Source organism: Streptomyces sp. LBL, assembly GCF_029893585.1.
Lineage (GTDB): Bacteria > Actinomycetota > Actinomycetes > Streptomycetales > Streptomycetaceae > Streptomyces.
Genome location: NZ_JARXYX010000003.1, coordinates 230,008 through 250,060 on the forward strand (window position 1 = coordinate 230,008; position 20,053 = coordinate 250,060).

General features: G+C 74.5%; 2 protein-coding genes. Both read left to right on the forward strand.

Going from position 1 to position 20,053, the window contains the following annotated elements:
• Positions 1 to 176 precede the first annotated feature (176 nt).
• Positions 177 to 7,994: a type I polyketide synthase gene (locus M2271_RS05115; protein ID WP_280885888.1), complete on the forward strand. Its 7,818-nt coding sequence runs from the start codon at positions 177 to 179 to the stop codon at positions 7,992 to 7,994.
• A 65-nt stretch (positions 7,995 to 8,059) separates the two neighbouring features.
• On the forward strand, positions 8,060 to 20,050 hold the full coding sequence (locus tag M2271_RS05120; RefSeq protein ID WP_280885889.1) for a type I polyketide synthase: 11,991 nt from the start codon (positions 8,060 to 8,062) through the stop codon (positions 20,048 to 20,050).
• Positions 20,051 to 20,053: the final 3 nt, after the last annotated feature.

A 20,053-nucleotide genomic window follows, 5' to 3' on the forward strand; every position in this document is an offset into this window, starting at 1 on the left:
CGCCGGGTCTACTGACTTCAGTGATCTCGCGGGGTTCTCTTGAATGCAGTCGTGAGCGGCTCACGTCGCATTACCCGGCCCCTGTCGGGGCGGCCGTAATTCAGGTCCGAGACGTACCACGTGACATTGGCCCGTCGTCGGTTGTTGGGAGTTCTATGCGTTCCGGCCAGGCGTTCGTGCCCGAAGACACTTCCGCACCCGCCAATCCGATCGCCGTCGTGGGCCTGGCCTGCCGCTTCCCCGGTGCCCCGGGTCCCGCTGCCTTCTGGTCCCTGCTCCGCAACGGCCACAGCGCCGTCACCGGAGTTCCGCAGGGACGCCGCGGCTCCTTCGGCACCGGTGGTCTCGGCACCGGTGGCTTTCTCGACCACGTCGACCAGTTCGACCCGGACTTCTTCGACATCTCGCCCCGTGAGGCCGCCGCCATGGACCCACAGCAGCGGCTCGCCCTGGAGCTGTGCTGGGAGGCGTTCGAGGACGCCGGCATCGTGCCGGCCGATCCGCAGGCCCGAAACACCGGCGTCTTCGTGGGCGCCATGTGGGACGACTACTCCGCCCTTCAACGCCGTCTCGGGGCGGACACCCGGCACAGCATGACCGGCCTGCACCGCAGCATCATCGCCAACCGGGTCTCCTACGCCCTGGATCTGCGCGGGCCCAGCATGGTGCTCGACGCCGGGCAGGCGTCGTCCCTGCTCGCCGTGCACATGGCCGCCGAGAGCCTGCGCCGGGGCGAGGCGGGGCTTGCGCTGGCGGGCGGGGTGAATCTTGTACTGGCACCGGAGAGCACCCAGCACTCCGAGAAGTTCGGCGGGCTCTCCCCGGACGGCCGGTGCCACACCTTCGACGCCCGCGCCAACGGCTATGTGCGGGGCGAGGGAGCCGGGTTCGTCGTGCTCAAGCCGCTCTCCCGCGCGGTCGCCGACGGCGACCGCGTCTACTGCGTCGTGGAAGCCACCGCGGCCAACAACGACGGCGCCGGCGAAGGACTCACCGTGCCCACAGCACGGGCCCAGGAGGAGGTGCTGCGCACCGCCTACCGGAGCGCCGGCGTCGACCCCGCCGACGTGCAGTACGTCGAACTCCACGGCACCGGCACGAAGAAGGGCGACCCGATCGAGGCCGCCGCGCTCGGCGCAGTGCTCGGAGCGGCCCGGCGGCCCGGCACCCGGCTGCTGGTGGGGTCGGTGAAGACGAACATCGGCCACCTCGAGGCCGCCGCCGGGATCGCCGGTCTCATCAAGACGGCCCTGGCCATCCGGCATCAGAAAGTCCCGCCGAGCCTCAACTTCGTGACGCCCCGCCCAGAGATAGCCTTCGACGCCTGGAATCTGCGCGTCCCGCTCTCACTGACCGGCCGGCCGGACCCGGACCGCCCGTTCATCGCGGGTGTCAGCTCCTTCGGCATGGGCGGCACCAACTGCCATGTGGTGCTCTCCGACCGCCATCTCACACTCACCGGGGACCGCGGGGCGCACGAGGGGGGCGGCCACGACAGCGAAACGTCGCGCGAGCGGTCCGCCAAGACCCACTCACCGCTGCCCTGGGTGGTGTCCGGGCGGTCCCCGGACGCGCTCCGTGCCCAGGCGGAGCGGCTCGCCGCACGGGTCACCGCGGACGCCGGGCTGGACACGGCAGTCGTGGGTCGCTCGCTCGCCGTGCACCGCACCGCGTTCGAGGAGCGCGCGGTGGTCCTGGGCGGCGACCGCGGTGACTTCCTCAGCGGCCTGGACGCGCTGGCCCGCGGGGTGCCTGCCGCGAACCTGGTGCGGGGCTCGGCACGCGGCGCGGGCGGGACGGCCTTCCTCTTCACCGGTCAGGGCAGCCAGCGCCCCGGAATGGGACGTCAGCTGCACGCGGCGGTGCCCGCATTCGCCGAGGCGCTCGACGAGATCTGCGCCTGCCTGGACACCTTCACGCCCTGGCCCGTCAAGGACCTGCTCTTCGCGGAGCCCGGCAGCCCCGGGGCGGCGGTGCTGGACCGCACGGACGCCGCCCAGGCGGCGCTGTTCGCGCTGGAGGTCGCGCTGGCCCGGCTGCTCCAACGGTGCGGGGTGCACCCTGATCACCTGCTCGGCCACTCCGTCGGCGAACTGGCCGCGGCCCACGTCGCGGGGGTGCTCCCGCTGAACGACGCCTGCGCGCTGGTCGCCGTCCGTGGACGGCTGATGGAGCAGGCCTCCGAGGGCGGCGCCATGGCCGCGCTGGAGGCCGACGAGGCGGAGGTCGCCGCGGAGCTGTCGGACCGGGGCCTGGTGCAGCAGGTCTCGGTGGCCGCAGTCAACGGACCACGGGCTACCGTCGTCTCCGGTGACCTCGACGGCGTCGAGGACGTCGCCGCACGGTTCGCGGCCCGCGGTCGCAGGACCAAGCGGCTCAGGGTGAGCCACGCGTTCCACTCCCCGCACATGGACGGGGTGCTGGACGAGTTCCGCTCGCTCGCCGCGGAACTGGAGTACCACGCCCCCCGGATCCCGGTCGTCTCCAATGTCACCGGACGCCCGGCCACCGCGGACGAGCTGAGGTCGCCGGAGTACTGGACCCGGCACATCCGCAGCTCCGTGCGCTTCTACGACGGGGTCCGTGCGCTGCGCTCGGCCGGCGTCACCAGCTACCTGGAACTCGGTCCCGGCGGGCTGACAGCCATGACCCGCGAAAGCCTCGCCGACGGGGGTGCGCCGACCGGGGCCTCGGTCGTGCCACTGCTGCGCGCGGGGCAGCCGGAGGACCGTACGGTCGCCGCCGCGCTGGCGGAGGCGTTCGTGCGCGGCACGCCAGTGGACTGGGAGCCACTCACCGGCTGGTCCGGCGCCCGCACCGACCTGCCGACCTACGCCTTTCAGCGGCGCTCCTTCTGGCTCACCCCGACGGCCCGGCCGGACGAGGCACCGGCTGTCGGGGCCACACCCAACGGCAGCCCGGACGCCGCGCCGCCCCAGGAGGCCGCCGCCACGGCCACCGCCACCCCGCTCGCCGCCGTGCCGGAGCTGGTCCGGGCCTGTGTGGCGGCGGTCCTCGGACATCTGTCGTCCCAGACGGTCGACAGCGGCCGGACGTTCAAGGAACTGGGCTTCGACTCGCTTGCCGCGGTGGAGTTCCGCGACCGGGTCGCCGAGGCGACCGGGCTGGCGCACCTGGCACCCACTCTGATCTACAACCACCCCACGCCCGGTGAGCTGGTGGAGTTCCTGAGGGCCGAGCTGTCGGGCGAACATCCGGCCGCCGCACGCCCGGTGGCGGTTACCGCGGGTTTCGACGAGCCGGTCGCCATCGTCGGCGTGGGCTGCCGGTACCCGGGCGGTGTGCGCTCGCCCGAGGAGCTGTGGCAGCTGGTCGCGGAGGGCAGGGACGCCGTCTCGGCCTTCCCGGCCGACCGGGGCTGGAGCACCGACGAGTTGCGTGATCCGGAGAACCCGGAGGTCCGATATGCCCGGGAGGGCGGATTCCTCTACGACGCGACCGTGTTCGACAACGCGTTCTTCGGGATCAGCCCGCGCGAGGCGCTCGCCATGGACCCGCAGCAGCGTCTGATGCTGGAGATCTCCTGGGAAGCACTGGAACGGGCCGGGATCGACCCGCTGTCTCTGCGGGGCTCCCAGGTCGGGGTGTTCGCGGGGGCAATGGCCCAGGACTACGGGCCCCAGCTGGGCGAACCTGCCGACGGCGGCCAGGGGTTCGCGCTGACCGGAAACACAGCGAGCGTCATCTCGGGCCGGGTCGCGTACGCACTCGGTCTTGAAGGCCCGGCGGTCACCGTGGACACGGCCTGTTCGGCCTCGCTCACCGCGCTGCATCTGGCACGCCGGTCGCTCCAGAGCGGTGAGTGCACGCTGGCGCTGGCCGGCGGCGTGACGGTGATGGCGACGCCGGGGATGTTCGTGGAGTTCGCCCGGCAGCGGGGGCTGGCGCCCAACGGCCGCTGCAAGCCGTTCGCGGCGGCGGCCGACGGCACCGGCTGGAGCGAAGGCGTGGGCATACTGGTGCTGGAGCGGCTGTCGGACGCCCGGCGTCACGGCCACCGGGTGCTGGCCCTGGTGAGAGGCTCGGCCGTCAACCAGGACGGCGCGAGCAACGGCCTGACGGCGCCGAACGGTCCGTCGCAGGAGCGGGTGATCCGGCAGGCGCTGGCCGACGCCAGGCTCGCCCCGGGGGATGTCGACGCGGTGGAGGCGCACGGCACCGGCACGCGGCTCGGCGATCCGATCGAGGCGCAGGCGCTGGTGGCGACGTACGGGCAGGACCGCGCGGACCGCGGGCCGCTCCGGCTCGGCTCGGTGAAGTCGAACATCGGGCACACCCAGGCGGCCGCCGGGGTCGCCGGGGTGATCAAGACGGTGATGGCGCTGCACCACGGTGTACTGCCGCGGAGCCTGCACATCGACGAGTCGACCCCACACGTGGACTGGAACGCGGGCGCGGTGGCACTGCTGCGGGAGCCGGTGCCCTGGCCGGCAGAGGGCCGGGTGCGCCGGGCGGGCATCTCCTCGTTCGGGATCAGCGGCACCAACGTGCACGCCATCCTCGAAGAGGCCCCGGACAACCGGGCTCCCGTCGGCAGCGGGGAGCCGGGGTCCGCCGGCCCGGGCCGGCGGGCCGGTGCTGCCCCGGCGGTGCTGCCGTGGACGCTGTCGGCGAAGACCTCCGAGGCCCTGCGCGCGCAGGCGGCCGGCCTGCGGGCCCACCTCGACAACCCCGAACGGGCCGGCGCCACCGCCGCCGACATCGGGTTCTCGCTGGCTACCACGCGGGCCGCGTTCGAGCACCGCGCCGTGCTGATCGGCGCCGACGAGGCGGAGCTGCACGCCGCGCTGGACGCGCTGGTGCGGGACACCCCGACGGACCGGGTGGTGCGAGGCACCGCGGTGGGCGGCGCCGAGACCGTGTTCGTCTTCCCCGGCCAGGGGGCCCAGTGGGCCGGGATGGCGAGGGAGCTGTTGGACACCTCCGAGGTGTTCCGGGAGCGGATCCAGGAGTGTGCCACGGCGCTCGCACCGGTTGTGGACTGGTCGCTCCTGGACGTGCTGCAGGGCGTGGCGGACGCGCCGACGCTGGAGCGGGTCGACGTCGTGCAGCCCGTGCTGTTCGCAGTGATGGTGTCGCTCGCCCGGCTCTGGGAGGCACACGGCGTGCGTCCCACCGCGGTGCTCGGGCACAGCCAGGGCGAGATCGCCGCGGCCTGTGTGGCGGGCGGGCTGTCGCTGGCTGACGCCGCGCGGATCGTCGCGCTGCGCAGCCGGGCGCTGACCGCGATCTCCGGATCGGGCGGCATGGTGTCCGTGTCACTGCCGGCCGAGCGGGTGCAGCGGTTGTCGTGCTGGGACGGGCGGCTGGACCTCGCGGTGGTCAACGGCCCGTCGTCGGTGGTGGTCTCCGGCGAGCAGCAGGCGCTGGAGGAGCTGCTGGACCAGTGCGCTGCCGAGGGCGTCCGAGCCAAGCAGATCCCGGTGAGCTACGCGGCGCACTCCGCGCAGGTCGAGGCCATACGCGAACAGCTGCTCGAAGCGCTGCGCGAGGTCGAGCCCCGCGCCGGCGACATCCCGTTCTACTCGACGGTGACCGGGGAACTCTTCGACACCCGTGCGCTGGACGCCGAGTACTGGTACCGCAACCTGCGGGAACCGGTCCACTTCGAGCGAACGATGGGGACGGTGCTGGCCAAGGGACACACCCTCCTGATCGAGATGAGCCCGCACCCGGTGCTGAACATGGGGGCGCTGGACGCCATCGAGACCTTCAACGGTTCGGGCGCGTTCGTGGGCTCGCTGCGCCGCGGGGACGGCGGCCCCGAGCGGTTCACGACCTCGCTCGCGCAGGCGTACGTCCTTGGGGCGTCGGTGGAGTGGCGGACGGTGTTCGCCGGGTCCGGCGCGGCCCGCGTCGACCTGCCGACCTATGCCTTCCAACGACGCCGGTTCTGGCCGGAGGCGCCCGTCGCCGAGCCGGAGCAGGGCAGGGGGGACGGTCCGGAGCGGCGGTTTTGGGAGGCGGTGGAGCGGGGCGACGCCGCGGGGCTGGTCGCCGAGGTCGGCGGCGGCGAACCGGACGCTCTGCGCGCTCTGCTGCCTGCGCTCGGTGCCTGGCGCCGACGGCAGCACGCCCGGGACGCTGCCGCCGACCGGCGGTACCGGATCGCCTGGCAGCCCGTGTCCGAGACGCCGGCCGCTGCGCTGAACGGCCGATGGATCGTGGTCGCCGCGGAGGAAGCCGGGCCCGGGCAGCTGCCGGCGGCGGTCGCGGACGTGCTGGGCGGGAACGGGGCGCAAGTGGTGCCGCTGACGGTGGCGCCGGGGACCGGACGGCGCGAACTGGCCCGGCTCCTGCGGTCGGTGGCCGCCGAAGGGCCGGAGCCGGCTGGTGTGCTGGTCCTGCCCGCGGCGGAGACGGAACCGGTGCTCCCGTCGGCGTCCGGGTACCGCACCCGCGTCCTGACGTTGCTTCAGGCGCTCGGCGACTGCGGGCTCGCCGCTCGGCTGTGGTGCGTGACCCGGGGCGCGGTGACGGCCGACGCCGGGGACCCGCTGACCACGCCTGCGCAGTCGCAGCTCTGGGGGCTCGGCAGGGTCGCCGCGGTGGAGCTTCCCGAACGCTGGGGCGGTCTTGTCGACCTGCCCCCGGAGCCGGACGCACGGATCCTGGGTCGGCTGCCGGCCGCACTGGCCGCCCCGGCCGGCGAGAACCAGCTGGCGCTGCGCGCCTCGGGCACGTTCGCCTGCCGGCTGGTGCGCGCGCCGCGGCCGGATGGCTCCGGCGGACGGCCGTGGACCCCCGACGGGACTGTACTCGTCACCGGCGGTACCGGAGCGCTCGGCGCGCACGCGGCACGCTGGCTGGCCAGGAACGGGGCCACGCACCTGGTGCTGGTCAGCCGCGGCGGGCCGCGGGCGGCGGGCGCGGCTGAGCTGGAAGCCGAGCTGGCCGGGCTCGGTGCCCGGGTCACCGTCGCCGCCTGCGACGTCGCCGACCGGGAGGCACTCGCCGGGCTGCTGCGGACGCTGGACGCGGACGGCAACCCGGTCGGCGCGGTGGTGCACGCGGCCGGGACGATCGAGAGTGTCCCGCTCGACACGCTCGCCCCGGACGACCTCGCCGGGGTGCTGCGGGCGAAGGCCGACGCCGCCCAGCACCTGCACGACCTCACCCGCGACCGGGAGCTGGCGGCGTTCGTGCTGTTCTCCTCGGTGTCGGCGCTGTGGGGCAGCGCGGGCCACGCCGGGTACGCGGCGGCCAACGCCTTCCTGGACGGCCTGGCCGCGTACCGCAGGGCGCAGGGCCTGACCGCGAGCTCTGTGGTCTGGGGCCCGTGGGAAGGCGGCGGCATGACGGCGCGCGACGACCTGGGCGTGGCGGTGGCACGGCAGGGAATACGGCTCCTGGAGCCCGGGGAGGCGGTCGAGAGTCTGCGGCACTGCCTCGCCGACGGTCCCACACCGGTCATCGCCGACGTCGACTGGGAGAAGTTCTTCCCGGGCTTCTCGGCGACGACACCGAGCCGGCTCTTCGCCGAGGTGCCCGAGGTGCGCAGGCTGCTCCGCAGCGTCCGCCCGCGCTCCGAGGACGCGGCCACCGCCGCGACCACGGTGCAGGAACTGGCCGGGGCGGAGCCGGCCAGGCGCCGGGAGGCGCTCTCCGCGCTCGTCCGCGCCCAGGTGGCGGCCGTCCTGGGCCACGCCGACGAGAGCCAGATCGGCGACCGTGCTCCGTTCAAGGAACTCGGCGTCGACTCGGTGATCGCGGTCGAGCTGCGCAACCGCCTCCGCGACCGCACCGGGCTGGGTCTGCCGGTGACCGTGGTCTTCGACCATCCGTCGCTGACAAAACTGACGGACTTCCTGCTGGACATGGCCTTCCCCCAGGACGCCGGCGAGCGGGCGAAGCCCGCGGACCCGGCCGGCGCACGGGAGCGGAAGCGGGCCCAGGAAACGCACGACGCAGAACAGCAGATCAACGACATGCCCGTCGACGACCTGGTGCGACTCATGCTCGGCGAGGAGTAGGCACGGCGGAGCAGCCGCACTCGGAACGTCCCCCCTTCCCCCTGGAAACCGATCTGTGAGGGATCATGGCCACTTCGCCGGACAGGATCGTCGACGCCCTGCGCACCTCCATGAAGGAGACGGAGCGGCTGCGGCGGGAGAACGAGGAGCTGGCCGCTGTCCGGCACGAGCCGATCGCGATCGTCGCCATGGGCTGTCACCTTCCGGGCGACATCCACGGCCCGGAGCAGTTCTGGCAGCTCCTCGCGGCGGGCGGCGACGCGGTGGCCGGGTTCCCGACCAACCGGGGCTGGGACCTTGAAGCGCTCTTCGACCCGGACCCGGACCACCCCGGCACCGTATACACCCGCAACGGCGGGTTCCTCACCGATGTGGCCGGGTTCGACGCCGAGTTCTTCGGGATCAGCCCGCGCGAGGCGGTGGCCATGGACCCGCAGCAGCGGATGCTGCTGCAGACAGCGTGGGAGACGATCGAGCGGGCCGGCATCGACCCGACGACCCTGCACGGCAGCCGTACCGGCGTGTACATGGGAACCGCGTTCCAGGATTACGCGACCCGGGTCAAACCGGCCGAACTCGGCGAGTACGAAGGGTACTTCCTCACCGCGGGCGCGGCGAGCGTGCTCTCCGGCCGGATCTCGTACACGCTCGGTTTGGAGGGCCCCGCGGTCACCTACGACACCGCCTGCTCGGCGTCGCTGGTGGCGCTGCACGGGGCCTGCCAGGCGCTGCGCCGCGACGAGTGCTCGATGGCCCTGGCCGGCGGGGTCACCGTCATGACCACACCCGCCCAACTGCAGGGCTTCAGCAGGCAGCGCGGGCTGTCCGTGGACGGCCGGTGCCGTTCCTTCGCGGCCGCAGCGGAGGGCACCGGCCTCTCCGAGGGCGTCGGGGTGGTACTGCTGGAGCGGCTGTCCGACGCACGGCGGCTCGGCCACCGGGTGCTGGCCGTGGTCCGTGGCAGCGCGACCAACCAGGACGGGGCGAGCAACGGTCTGGCCGCGCCGAACGGCCCGTCCCAGGAGAGGGTGATCCGGCAGGCGCTGGCCGACGCCCGGCTCGCCCCCGACGACGTCGACGCGGTGGAGGCGCACGGCACCGCGACCACCCTCGGCGACCCGATCGAAGCCCAGGCCCTGCTGGCCGCCTACGGCCAGGAGCGCACCGAACCGCTGCTGGTGGGCTCAGTGAAGTCCAACATCGGGCACACCCAAGCGGCGGCCGGCGTCGTCGGCGTCATCAAGACGGTGCTGGCGATGGAACACGGGGTGCTTCCGGCCAGCCTGCACATCGACGCGCCGACGCCGCACGTCGACTGGGAGTCGGGGAGCCTTGAGCTGCTGACACGGGCGACCGACTGGCCGGACACCGGCCGGCCCCGGCGTGCCGGGGTCTCGTCCTTCGGCATCAGCGGCACCAACGCCCACGTCATCCTGGAGCAAGCGCCTCCCGCCGACGCCGGCTCCACCCCCGCTCCCGTCGCGCCGCTACGGGCGGTGCCGTGGGTGCTGTCCGCGCGCGACGGCGAGGCCCTGCGGGACCAGGCGCGCAACCTGCTGGCCTGGCTGGCCGAGCGGGGCCCGCTCGGCGCCGCGGAGATCGGGCACGCGCTCACCACCGGCCGGACGGCGTTCGCGCATACGGCCGCCGTCATCGTGGCCGGCGGCCCGGACCGGCCCCGCGAACTGTCCGAGGAGCTGACACAGGGACTGGCAGCACTCGCCGAGGGCCGCCCCGATCCGCGGGTCGTGCTCGGCACGGCGCCCCCTGGGAAGCTCGGGTTCCTTTTCACCGGCCAAGGCAGTCAGCACGTGGGTATGGGCCGCGCCCTGCACGCCTCCTCCCCCGTGTTCGCGGAGGCGTTCGACGCGGTGTGCGCAGCGCTCGACCCGCATCTGGACCGGCCGCTGCGGGACGTGGTGTTCGGAACGGCAGCGGACACCGACGGGCTGCTGGACCAGACCGGGTACACCCAGCCCGCGCTCTTCGCGCTGGAGGTCGCGCTCTTCCGGCTGTTCGCACACTGGGGGCTTCGCCCGGACCGGGTGACCGGCCACTCCATCGGCGAGGTGGCCGCCGCGCACGTGGCCGGTGTGCTGACGCTGCCGGACGCGGCGGCGCTGGTGGCGGCCCGCGGACGGCTGATGCAGGCACTGCCGAAGGGCGGTGCCATGGCCGCCGTGCAGGCGACCGAGGAGGAGGTGTTGCCGCTGCTGGCGGAGCGCGCCGGCCGGCTGGACCTGGCAGCGGTGAACGGCCCGTCCTCGGTGGTGGTCTCCGGAGAGGCGGAGGCGGTCCGCGAGGTCGCCGCGCACTTCGCGGCGGCTGGCCGCAGGACCAAGGAGCTGACGGTCAGTCACGCCTTCCACTCGCCGCTCGTCGACGCCATGCTGCCGGAGTTCCGGCGTGTGGTGGCCACCCTGTCCTTCCACGCTCCCACCGTCCCGGTGGTGTCGGCTCTCACCGGCGAGGAGGTCACGGCCGAGGAGATCAGCGACCCCGAGTACTGGGTGCGGCATGCCCGCGGCACCGTACGGTTCGCGGAGGCCGTCCGCACCATGGCGGACGACGGCGTCCGCACCTTCCTGGAGCTGGGCCCCGACGGGGTGCTGACGGCGATGGGCCGGGACACCGTCACCGCGGCCGACGCCGAGCTGGTCCCGGCGCTGCGCGCGGGCCGGGACGAGGAGCTCGCCGTCACCACCGCGCTCGCCCGGCTGCGCGCCCGGGGCGTGCCGGTGGACTGGACGTCGTTCTGGGGCGCGTCAGGCGCCTGCCCGGCCGCGCTGCCCACCTATGCCTTCCAGGCACGCCGGCACTGGCTGGACGTCCCGCCGTCCGCCGCGGTGCACTCCGCGGGGCTGGTCGCGGCCGGGCACCCGCTGCTCGGCGCGGTGGTGTCGCTCGCCGACGACGAACTGGTCTTCACCGGGCGGCTCTCGACCGGTGTGCACAGCTGGATCGGCGACCACCGGGTGTTCGGCCAGGCTCTGCTGCCCGGCACCGCCTTCCTCGAACTGGCCCTGCACGCCGGCGAGCGGACCGGCCACGAGCAGGTCGCTGAACTGACGTTCCACGCCCCGCTGGTCCTCCCCGACGGAGCCGCGGCCGCCCTCCAGGTGCGCGTGGGGGCCCAGGACGGGTCCGGGCGGCGGTCGCTGGACATGCGGTCCCGGCCGGACGGCGCGGCGGATGACGAGCCGTGGACCACGCACGCCACCGGAGTGCTCGCGCGCGCCGCCGTCCCCGCGGCCGGGGACCTGTCCGTATGGCCCCCGCAGGGCGCGGAGCCGGTGGACGTCACCGGGCTCTACCCCCTGATGGCGGAGACCGGCCTGGCATACGGGCCGATGTTCCGGGGGCTGCGGGCGGCCTGGCAGCGGGACGGGGAGCTGTTCGTGGAGGCCGGGCTGCCGGACAGCGTCGGAGCCGGGGAGTTCGGGGCACACCCGGCGCTGCTGGACTCGGCCCTGCACGGGGTCGCCCTGAGTGTCGCCACCCCCGGCTGGGACCGGGCCCTGCTGCCGTTCGTCTGGCGCGGGGTCGCCCGGCACGCGGTCGGCGCCCCGGCGCTGCGGGCGCGGCTGGCGCCGGCCGGCTCGGACACGGTCTCGGTGCTGGCGGCGGACGAGACGGGCAGCCCCGTGCTGTCGGCCGACGCACTCGTGCTGCGCCCAGCCTCCCGCGACCAGGTCGAAGCGGCCGTCGGCACGGCCCGGGGCCGCATGTTCCAGGTGGCCTGGGAGACCCTCGCCGCCCCGCGGGCGAGTGCCGTCGCGTCCGCGGACCCAGCGGGATCCGCGGCCCCGGACGCGGCCTCCGCCTGGGCGGTCGTCGGCGACGGCGGGCCGGAGCCGGGTCCGTGGGCCGCCACCGCGCCCGCCGGCGTCCACCCGGACCTGGACTCTCTGGCACGCACGGACCGAGCGGGGCGCCCGGTTCCGGGCACCGTGCTGGTGCCGTGCTCCCGCGGCGCAGTCGCCCCCGGCACCGACGCCGACACCGTGCGTTCCACCGCCCACCGAACGCTCGACCTGGTCCAGCGCTGGCTGGCCGACGACCGGTTCGCCACGTCGCGGCTGGTCCTCGTCACGCGGTGGGGCGTCGCGGTGGACCCCGAGGACGTTCCCGACCTGGCGCACAGCGCCGTCTGGGGATTGCTGCGCACCGCCCAGTCCGAGCACCCCGGCCGGTTCGGGCTGCTCGACCTGGACGACCGGGACGACGCTTACGGCCTGTTGGGCGACGCCGTCGCCACCGGCGAGCCGCAACTGGCGGTGCGCGACGGCGCCATCCGCGTCCCCCGAGTGGCCCGGTGGCGCCCGGACCGCGCCTTGCCCGTGCCGGCCGCACCGGCCTGGCGGCTGACCGCCGGCGCCGACGGCACCCTGGACGGCCTCGCGCTGCTGCCCTGCCCGGAGGCGTCCGCGCCCCTGGCCCACGGCCAGGTGCGGGTGGCGGTCCGGGCGGCCGGGCTGAACTTCCGGGACGCGCTCAACGCCCTCGGCATGTACCCGGGCGAGGCCGCTCCCCTGGGTGTGGAGGGCGCCGGAGTGATCGTGGAGACCGGCCCCGGGGTGACCGCACTGGCGCCCGGCGACCGGATCCTCGGTCTGATCTCCGGCGGGATCGGCACGCTCGCGGTGACGGACGAGCGGCTGCTCGCCAAAATCCCGGACGGCTGGTCCTTCGCCCAGGCGGCGTCGGTGCCCGCGGTCTTCCTCACCGCGTACTACGCGCTGACCGCCCTCGCGGAGCTGCGCCCGGGCACATCGGTGCTGGTGCACGCCGGGACCGGCGGCGTCGGTACGGCCGCCGTGCAGTTGGCCCGGCACCTGGGTGCGGAGGTGTACGCGACCGCCAGTCCCGCAAAGTGGGACGCACTGCGGGCGGCGGGTCTGGACGACGCGCACATCGCGTCGTCGCGGACGCTGGAGTTCGAAGAGAAGTTCCGGCGCACCAGCAGAGGCCGGGGCGTGGACGTCGTCCTCGACTCACTCGCGGGCACGTTCGTCGACGCGTCGCTGCGGCTGCTGGCTCCGTGGGGCCGGTTCCTGGAGATGGGCAAGACCGACATCCGGGACCCCGCGGTGGTGGCGGCGGCCCACGACGGGGCGTCCTACCAGGCATTCGATCTCGTCGAAGCCGGGCCCGACGCGATCCGGGCGATGCTGACCGAGGTACTCGCCCTGTTCGCGCGCGGAGTGCTCCGGCTACCGCCGCTGACCACCTGGGACGTCCGTCAGGCGGCCGACGCCTTCCGGTTCGTCAGCCAGGCCCGGCACATCGGCAAGGTGGTGCTCACCGTGACGCCGGAGCTCGACCCGGCAGGAACGGTACTGATCACCGGCGGGACCGGCGCCCTCGGCTCGGCGGTCGCCCGCCGTCTGGTGGAGCGGCACGGGATACGGCACCTGCTGCTGACCAGCCGCCGGGGCGCCACCGCCCCCGGCACCGAATCCCTGGTGAGCGACCTCACCGCGCGGGGCGCCGAGGTCACCGTGGCGGCCTGCGACGTCTCCGACCGGACCGAGGTCCGCCGGCTGCTGGACGCGGTCCCCGCGGACCGGCCGCTGACCGGCGTCGTGCACACGGCGGGGGTGCTGGACGACGGCGTCCTGGCGGCGCTCACCCCCGAGCGGTTCGACACCGTGCTCCGCCCCAAGGCCGATGGAGCGCTGCTCCTCGACGAGCTGACCAGGGACGCGGACCTCGCCGCGTTCGTCCTGTTCTCCTCGACGGCCGGAGTGCTCGGCGGCGCCGGGCAGGCCAACTACGCCGCAGCCAACGCCGTCCTGGACTCTCTCGCGAGTCGGCGCCGGGCCGCGGGACTGCCCGCCGTCTCACTGGCCTGGGGGCCATGGCAGGACTCCGGCAGCATGCTCGGTGGTCTGGGCGAGGTGGACCGGGTCCGGCTCGGCCGCACCGGTCTGGTTCCGCTCCCGGACGAAGAGGGCCTGGACCTCTTCGACACGGCCCTCGCGTCGGTCGAGGCCGCCCTGATCCCGGCCGGAGTGGACACCGCGGTGCTGCGCCGGACGGCGGCCGACGAGGTTCCGTACCTGCTGCGCGGGCTCGCCGGGAAGCCGCAGCGGCGGGCTGACCGCGAGGCGGCGAGGCCGGCCGCGGCCGCCGGGCTGCAGGGCCGGCTGGCCACGGCGTCCGAGGACGAGCGGGAGCGGATCCTGCTCGACCTGGTGCGCAACCACGCTGCGACGGTGCTGGGTCACACCAACCTCGCGCTGGTCACCCCGGGGCTCGCCTTCAAGGAGCTGGGCTTCGACTCGCTGACCGCTGTCGAACTGCGCAACCGGCTGGGCGGCGCCCTTGGCACCCAACTGTCGTCCACCCTGGTCTTCGACCATCCGACGCCCACCGCCCTTGCCCGGCACCTGCACGCCGAACTGCGGGCCGAACTCGGGGCCGGGCCACGCGACGCCGGGACGGACGCGGTCGCCACGGCTGCCTCGGCCGCCGGGAACGGGACCGGCACCAGGGCCGACGAACCGATCGCGATCGTGTCGATGAGTTGCCGCTACCCCGGCGGCATCGCCTCTCCGGAGGATCTGTGGCGGCTCCTCATGGACGAGGCCGACTCGGTCACCCCGTTCCCCGCCGACCGTGACTGGGACACGGAGGCCTTGTACGACCCGGACTCCGCCCGGCCGGGAACGACGTACGTACGGGTGGGCGGGTTCCTCGACGACGCCGCCCGGTTCGACGCCGAGCTGTTCGGTATCAGCCCTCGGGAAGCGTTGGCCATGGACCCCCAGCAGCGGCTGCTGCTGGAGACCTCCTGGGAAGCACTGGAGCGGGCCGGGATCGACCCGATGTCTCTGAAGGGCAGCCCGGTGGGCGTGTTCGTCGGGGCCGCCGCGCAGGGCTACCCCTCCGATCCACGGCAGGCCCCCGAGGATCTGGGCGGCTACCTCCTGACCGGCAGCACGTCGAGCGTCATGTCCGGCCGGATCGCCTATGCCTTCGGGGTCGAAGGCCCCGCGCTGACCATCGACACTGCCTGCTCGTCCTCGCTGGTGGCGCTGCACACGGCGGTACAGGCGCTCCGGCGAGGGGAATGCTCCCTCGCCTTGGCGGGCGGGGCCGCCGTCATGGCCGCCCCCGACATCTTCCTGGAGTTCAGCCGGCAGCGCGGGCTGTCCCCGGACGGCCGTTGCAAGGCGTTCGCGTCGGCGGCGGACGGCACCGGCTGGGGTGAGGGGGTGGGCCTGCTACTGCTGGAGCGGCTGTCGGACGCCCGGCGCCACGATCACCCCGTCCTGGCGATCGTACGGGGCTCCGCGATCAACTCGGACGGCGCAAGCAACGGCCTGACCGCGCCCAACGGGCCCTCGCAGCAGCGGGTGATCCGGCAGGCGCTGGCCGACGCGCAGCTGTCGGCCGGTGACGTCGACGCCGTGGAGGCACACGGCACCGGCACCCGGCTGGGCGACCCGATCGAGGCGCAGGCGCTGGCCGCGACATACGGGCGGCAGCGGCCGGAAGATCAGCCGCTGCGGCTGGGCTCAGTGAAGTCGAACATCGGCCACACCCAGGCCGCAGCGGGGGTCGCCGGGGTCATCAAGATGGTGACGGCCATGCGGCACGGCCTGCTGCCCCGGACGCTCCATGTCGACCGGCCCACCCCGGAGGTCGAGTGGTCCGGGAGCGGGCTGGCGCTGCTGACCGCCGCCGAGCCCTGGCCGCAGACCGGTCGGCCGCGCCGGGCTGCGGTCTCGTCCTTCGGCATCAGCGGGACCAATGCCCACGTGATCATCGAGCAGGCCCCGGCCGCGCCCGTCGGGCTGCCGGACGGCTCGGCCCCGGCAGTGCCCGCCCCCGCGGGCGCCGTGCCCTGGACGCTCTCCGGGAAGACCGCAGAGGCACTGCGTGCCCAGGCCCGCCGGCTGCTGGACCGGCTCGGGGGGTCCGGGGCCGACCCTGCGGGCGTCGGCCGGGCGCTGGCCACCACCCGCGCCGCCCTTGACCACCGCGCCGTCGTGATCGGCGAAGGGCGCAAGGAGCTGCTGGCCGGTCTGGCGGCGCTGGCCGCCGACCGTACGGAGGAGCATGACGGCAGGCAGGTGGTCCGGGGCGTGGCGCGCAGCCGCGGCAAGACCGTGTTCGTCTTCTCCGGTCAGGGTTCCCAGTGGGTGGGGATGGCCGCGGAACTGCTAGACGCCTCCGAGGTGTTCGCCGCCCGCGTCGAGGAGTGCGAGGCCGCCCTGGCACCCTATGTGGACTGGTCGCTGACCGGGCTGCTGCGGGACGCGGACGACGCGCCGTCGCTGGAGCGGGTGGACGTGGTGCAGCCCGCGCTGTTCGCGGTCATGGTGTCGCTGGCCGCCCTGTGGCAATCCTTCGGGGTCCGGCCGCACGCGGTGATGGGGCACAGCCAGGGGGAGATCGCCGCCGCGTACGTGGCCGGGGCGCTCACCCTCGACGACGCGGCCCGCACGGTGGCGCTGCGCAGCCAGGCGCTGACCGCGCTCTCCGGGCAGGGCGGCATGGTCTCGGTGGCGTTGGGTGAGGACGCCGCGTCCGCGCTGGTGGCCCGGTGGCCGGGGCGGCTCTCCGTCGCCTCGGTCAACGGCGTCTCGTCGACGGTGGTTTCCGGCGAGGTGGCCGCGCTGACGGAGCTGGTGACGCAGTGCGCGGCGGAGGGCGTCCGCACGCGGACCCTCCCGGTGGACTACGCCTCGCACTCCCCGCAGGTCGAACAGGTCCGCGAGCGACTTCTGCGGGAGCTGGCCCCCGTCGCTCCCAAGCCCGCGGACATACCCTTCTACTCGACGGTCACTGGCACAGAGGTGGACGCCACCACGCTGGACGCCGCCTACTGGTACCGCAACCTCCGGCAGACCGTCCATCTGGAGCGGGTGACCCGGCTGCTCATGGCGGAGGGCTTCGACGTCTTCGTCGAGTCCAGCCCGCACCCGGTGCTGACGGTGGCGATCCGGGAGACCGTGGAGGCCGCGCAAGCCGGTCACGCGGTCACGGTGGGTTCGCTGCGCCGCGACGACGGCGGTCTGCCCCGCTTCCTCGCTTCGGCCGCCGAGCTGTACGTGGCGGGCGTCCCCGTGGACTGGTCGGACGCCGTCCGGGGTGCCGCTCCCGACCCGACCGAGCTGCCGACCTATCCGTTCGGCGGCGACCGGTACTGGCTCCGGCGCTCCGGCGGACCGACCGATGTCGCCGCGGCGGGCCTCGGAGGCAGCTCCCACCCGCTGCTCAGCGCCGTGGTGCCGCTGCCCGGTCCGGCCGGCACGGTCCTCACCGGACGGCTGTCGACGCGCACCCATCCGTGGCTCGCCGACCACACGGTGCTGGACACGGTGCTCTTCCCGGGCACGGGACTGGCCGAACTGGTGCTGCGTGCCGCCGCGGAGACCGGTTGCGACACGGTCGAGGAACTCAACTTGCTGGAACCCCTGGTCATCGACCGGGAGACCGGCAGCCAGCTGCGGGTGATGGTGGAGGAACCTGACGGGGCCGGACGCCGCGCCGTGGAGGTGCACTCGCGGCCGGAGGACACCGACGGGCCCTGGCTGCGGCACGCCGTCGGCGTGCTCGCCGTCCGCGACGCCGCGCCGCCGGCCGCGCCCGCTGGCCCCTCGCCGACGGCGGAGACGGAGGACGTGCCGCTGGACGACGGGTACGCGGTGCTCGCCGCGGCCGGACTCGGCTACGGCCCGGCCTTCCAGGGACTGCGCTCGGTACGGCGGGACGGCCGGGACCTGTATGCCGAGGTCGCTCTCCCAGACGCCGGGCAGGCCCGGCACTACGGGGTGCACCCGGCGCTCTTCGACGCCGCGCTCCACGCGGTCGTCCTGGGCGGCCTGGTGGCCCACGCCGGCGAACCGCTGCTGCCGTACGCCTGGAAGGATGTCTGCCTGTACACCACGGGCGCGGCGGAGCTGCGGGTGCGGCTGTCGCCCGCGGGCCCGGACACGGTCTCCCTGACGGCGACCGACCCGTCCGGCGCCCTGGTGCTCTCGGTCGGCTCGCTGATGGTGCGGCCGGTGGCGCCGGGCCGGATCGAGAGCGCCCGCGGCGGGCAGCGCCGTTCTCTGTTCCGGATCACCGACGAGCGCATCGCCCTGCCGGCGGGCGCCACACCCGCGGCGGACGGCTGGGCCGTGCTCGGGGACGGCCTCGGCCTGCGGGCCGCCGCGGAGGCGTCCGGCATCCGGTACGACGGGTACGACGGCCTGGACACCCTGGCCGACGCCGTCGCCGCCGGGGCCGCACCACCCACGGTGGTTCTGGTGCCCTGCCCGGACGACGGCCCGCGGCAGGGACCGGGAACGGCAGGCTGGGAGACAGCGGATCCGGATGATGCGGCGGACCTGGCCGACGCGGCCCGGACCGCCGTGCACCGCGCGCTCGCACTGGCCCAGAAGTGGCTGTCCGACGAGCGGTTCGCCGCGTCCCGGCTGGTCTTCGTCACCCGGGGTGCCGTACCGGCCGACGACGACATGCCGCACGACCTCCGGCACGCCGCGCTGTGGGGCCTGATCCGGTCGGCGCAGTCCGAGCACCCTGGCCGCTTCGGCCTGCTGGACGTCGACACCCTGGACAGCACGGGGGACGGTGAGAACGGCAGCGCGACGTCGGCGGCGGTACTGCCGGCCGCGCTGTCCTGCGGGGAGCCCCAGCTGACCGTCCGCCGGGGCGTGGTGCGCGCGCCACGGCTCACCCGGGTCACGGCGGGTGTCGCCCGTCCCGCCACCGAGTTCCGGTTCGCGCCCGGCGGTACGGTGCTGATCACCGGTGGGACCGGCGGCCTCGGCGCGCTGGTCGCCCGCCACCTGGTGACGGCGCACGGCGTGACGGACCTGCTGCTCACCAGCCGCGGCGGCGCCGCCGCGGCAGGCGCCGCCGAGCTGACCGCGGACCTCGCCGCGCAGGGCGCCCGGGTGAGGGTGGCGGCCTGCGACGTCGCCGACCGGGAGAAGCTGGCCGGGCTTCTCGCCCAGATCCCCGCGGACCGGCCGCTGACTGCGGTGTTCCACGCCGCCGGCGTGCTGGACGACAGCGTGCTCACCTCGTTGACCCCGGACCGGGTCGACGAGGTGCTGCGGCCCAAGATCGAGGGCGCGCTGCACCTGCACCAGCTCACCCGGGACGCCGGCCTGTCGGCTTTCGTGCTGTTCTCCTCGGCCGCCGGTGTGCTGGGCACCGCCGGACAGAGCGGCTACGCCGCGGCCAACACGTTCTTGGACGCACTCGCGCACCGCCGACGGGCCGACGGCCTGCCGGGGACGTCGCTGGCATGGGGGATGTGGGAGCAGCGCAGTGGTCTCACCGGCGGACTGTCCGACACGGATCTGCGGCGGATGGTCCGGTCCGGGGTCGGACAGCTGCCGACCCAGGAGGGCCTGGAGCTGCTGGACGTGGCGCTCGGCGCCCCGGACGCCGTGCTGGTGCCGATGCGTCTGGACCCGGCTCCCCTGCTCTCCGAAGGCGAACCTGAGCTGGTGCCCGCGGTGCTGCGCGCCCTGGTCCGGGTGACGCGGCGGAGTGGCGGAGCGGGCCAGGACTCCAGCGGCCACTTCGCCGACCGTGTGGCCGCCCTCCCCGCGGAGGAGCGGGACCGGGCGTTCCTGCAGCTGGTGCGGCAGAAGGCCGCCGCGGTCCTGGGACTCCCCTCACCGGAGGCAGTCCAGGGCACCCGGGGCTTCCTCCAGATGGGGTTCGACTCGCTGACCGCGATCGAGCTGCGTACCCGGCTCAGTTCGGCCACCGGGTTGCGCTTGCCGGCGACGCTGGTCTTCGACCACAACACCCCCGAGCGGACCGCCCGGCACCTGCGTGAGCTGCTCTTCCCGGAGACCCGGGAACTGACCGAGGCGGAAGCCGAGGAACAGGAGTTCCGGGCGGCCCTGGCGGCGATCCCGATGGCCCGGTTCCGGCAGGCCGGCCTGCTGGCGACGGTGTTGGGGCTGGCCAGGGCGGACGGGGAGGCAAAGGCACCAGCCGACGACACGGGCCGGGGGATCGACGACATGGATGTCGCCGCCCTCGTCCGGACGGCCTTCGGCGGAGAGAAGTCCTGACCG

Bases quoted from the DNA above. Each gene is read 5' to 3' on its own strand.
- M2271_RS05120 (WP_280885889.1), top strand. From the start codon at position 8,060: ATGGCCACTTCGCCGGACAGGATCGTCGACGCCCTGCGCACCTCCATG.